Source organism: Candidatus Hepatincolaceae symbiont of Strigamia maritima, from assembly GCF_055505085.1.
On record NZ_DBKDTU010000035.1, the window covers coordinates 1 to 3,592 of the forward strand.

Annotated in this window: 2 protein-coding genes; one reads left to right on the forward strand and one right to left on the reverse strand. The window is 29.3% G+C overall.

Annotated features, from left to right (window positions below):
• The first annotated feature begins 54 nt into the window (after positions 1-54).
• Positions 55-1,872 carry a bifunctional metallophosphatase/5'-nucleotidase gene (locus tag ACQCX0_RS00825; RefSeq protein ID WP_462562202.1) on the forward strand — a complete coding sequence of 606 codons (1,818 nt, stop codon included), beginning with the start codon at positions 55-57 and terminating at the stop codon, positions 1,870-1,872.
• 142 nt (positions 1,873-2,014) lie between these two features.
• Here the strand turns inward: ACQCX0_RS00825 and ACQCX0_RS00830 are convergent, their stop codons facing one another.
• Positions 2,015-3,256 carry a glucokinase gene (locus ACQCX0_RS00830; RefSeq protein ID WP_462562203.1) on the reverse strand — a complete coding sequence of 414 codons (1,242 nt, stop codon included), beginning with the start codon at positions 3,254-3,256 and terminating at the stop codon, positions 2,015-2,017.
• Between the last annotated feature and the right edge of the window lie 336 nt (positions 3,257-3,592).

Sequence of the window (3,592 nt, forward strand, 5' to 3'; positions counted from 1 at the left end):
AGAGCAAAACAAATTATTCTTAAATTAAACGTTAAACAAAATGACGCAAAATAAATGTTAAACAAAATATTATTATGTATATTATTAGGCGTTGTCTCTATAAAGTATCTGTTTGCTCAAACAGATACTACCAACACAGAAGAACAATCTAAAGTAATTACTATTGTAGAGACTAGCGATATTAACGGAGCTTTTCTCCCTTATAATTATATTGATCAACAAATAAATGATAAAAAGCTTAGTATGCTACAATTATCGAGTGCTATAGCCAAAATAAAGGCTGAAAATCCTAATACTATTATTTTAGATAGCGGGAATAGCTTATTTAGTGATTTTAATAAGATCTTGCAATTTGAGAATAAAGAAGATCCTATCATTATAGCACAGAAGTATATAGGTTATGATAGTATTGCTTTAGGAGCAAATGATCTTAGATATGGGTTGCCGTATTTAGAAAAATTACAAGCAATGGAACAGGCACAAATTACCTTAGCTAATGTATACAATTCTAAGGAAGAAAGAATCTTTGAACCCTATAAAGTAATTGAAAAAGGTGGTATTAAAGTAGCCATTATAGGGTTATTAGATATTGATCCCAATATGTATAAAATAGACTCTAATCAGTATAGAATAGCACCTATTGTGCCGGAATTGCAAGAAATTTTAGATAAATTATCAGGAGAGAACGCCGTAGATTTTGTAATAGTAACTTTAAATCTGCCGGGGAACAATCCACAAAAAGAAAGAGAAAGATTAAGAGAGTTAACTAAAGATATCATAGGAATATCTTTAATATTAATTCCTGATTTTCCATTTATAAATGATCTTGTTAACGGAGTACAGGTTATTTCTTCCGGGGGAAAATCTCTTGGTATTTCTAAAACACAAGTAACTTTTGTTAAGGAAGGAGAGAAATGGATTTATAAAACGGCAAAATTAGGTAGAGGTAGTACACAAGTTAATATATCTACAAGTACTGTAATAGTGAATGAAAAAGATTTAGATAAAAAATTACAAACCATCCTTGATCCATCTAAGGAAATTATTAACCATAATATTCTGGCAAAAATAGAAGGAGAGTTGCTTCCCATAGATATTAAGGGTATTGATAATTCAAAACTTAAATCCACAAGCTTAACTACTTTCTTAAATGAAATGCAAAAGTATTATACTCAAGCAGAGTTATCTTCCGTAACAGTGTATTGTGAAGCAGACTTTTTAGTTAATAATAAAGTTATTACTAGGCAGGATGTAAAAAAGATATATTCTGATGATATTTCATATTTAAGAGCTTATCAAATTTCAGGAAAACAACTAAGACAATATTTAGAATGGATTGCCTCATATTATAATCAAAGAAAAGAAGGTGATATAACTATTTCCTTTAATCCTGAAAGAGACGGAATGTTTGATGTTCTTAGCGGGGTGATATATGAAATTAATATTACAAAACCTAGTGGCTCTCGTGTGGATAATTTAGCTAGAGTAGATGGTTCTAAAATTAAAGATACTGATGTTTTTGTGATTGCTATGAGCAATAAAAGAGCAAAAATGTTAGTAGATACAGCAGTTTTCGGAAAAGAGCCTTTTAAGCTAATTTTTGATTTAGAACCGGTAATGAAAGAAGATGCAAAAATTCAGAGATTGATTGTACAATATCTTAAAAAAGTAAAACAAGGAGTACTTAAAGTGCCAAACCCTGAAGATAATTGGGATATTTTAAATATGCCTATTGCTACAGAAGATTTAATTACTTTAAGAAGATTAATTAATACTGCTAAGTTGCTAATACCTGCATCAGCTGATGGTACTATTAAAAATGTAAGATCCATAACTAAAGATGATTTACTTGAAGCAGAAGCAAAAAAATAAGACCACTAAATAATTCTATAATTAGGTTACTTATTTTTATTATTTGGTTTCTATTAAAGAACTAGCTTATATTAAAGGAATTTATCTTAAATAGTTTTTTATTACAATATATAAATTTTATCTGATACTCTTAGTAATATTTTTATTCCCAAGCAACTTTAGCTAAGCCTATTAGCGATGAATGTTTATTAGTAATTAAATATAAGGGAATTTCTTCTAAAATAGTTGCTACAGTGGGTAATACTCTATTCTGATAATTATTTATGAAATCTGATGTCATGAGCTGTGTTTGTAATTTAGGCAGGATACCTCCGCCTAAATAAATACCTCCATAGGGTAAAAATGTAACTGCTATATTTGAGGTAAAGGTTCCTAAAAAACTGAAAAATAAATTAAGTGCCAAACCTTCAAGTAGTAAATTTTGAGATGCTTGCTTTTTGGGTAGCTTGTCTAAAGAATTATCTAAAAGGGAATTTTTACTTATTGCTAAATTGCTAATATCTTCTGCACTAAGAGCTTCATTAATGGGTTGATTATATTTAATACCTAAAGCTTTATAAATATTTTTTAACCCCTGTCCGGAAATCAAGGCTTCTGCATATACTTCCCCAATATTTTTTTGAATAATACTTTGGATCTCACACTCAAAATCAGTTCTAAAACCAATAATCATATGCCCAGCTTCTGAGGGAATAATTATAGAGGTAGCATTTTGATTTAGTATTAAGGCTGCTCCTAAGCCGGTACCTGGACCTAAAATAGCTTTAGTTTCTGTAGTTTCAACCACTGTAGGATTAATTATCTTAGAAATATCCTCATCTTTGTCTAATTTTATGCGTAGCTTTTTTTTGCCTAGCTGTGTATTTTTTGTAATAATTGTACTAGATGCAAAGCCCATCTTATTATCTTCAGCGGTAATTACTGGAATAATTGATTCCTTAAGAGTTGCCAACCTAGACATTGTAGTATTCTGGGAGGTAGGATTATGGGTTGTAGCATTATATGGAATAGTTCCTTCCTTTAGAGTAATAATATCACTAGAACATAAGTTATTAACTGCATTAGCATGGGCAACAAAATCATTGATAAAGTCTAAATTACTAAAGTTTAATTGTTTTTTTAAGGTAAGTTTTGAGAATTGCCAATTATGATTAGTCATTGTAATTGTATCAAGATGAGTATCTGCAGCAATAGCAATTAAACCTTTAGTTGGTTTTTTATGTACAGGAAGTGTATTTAGATAAGTTAATAGGGCTACATCAATACTTGGAAATTTAGTGCATTTGTTAATAATAGTATATTCGGGCTTTTGTAATTGTTTATTAGTTATAGCACATCTAATATGAGTACCGCCTATATCTGCGATTAATTTATAATTGTCCACATTACCTCCTTTAAGAAATATAACTTATCTAATAATAATGTAATTATACTAAGTTTGACAAGATTAATAATAGTTTTATTAACCATTAGTACTTCTTGATACTAATTTAGACTATTATATATGTAGCGGGACAAATTAAATGGGAATTTGGGCAGTTTTAAACGGGACAGATTTTTACAAATAGAATCTATTTATTTGTCAAGAGTTTATTTTATAGCTTAGATTCTTTTTCTCTTTAAATTGTTGTAGAAGATATGGTAGTTTGTAGTTATGTTGCATAATAAGTAAGTAAATAGGAGTTAGGGGATGAATAAGGAAGAGTTAGTTAGTGCTATT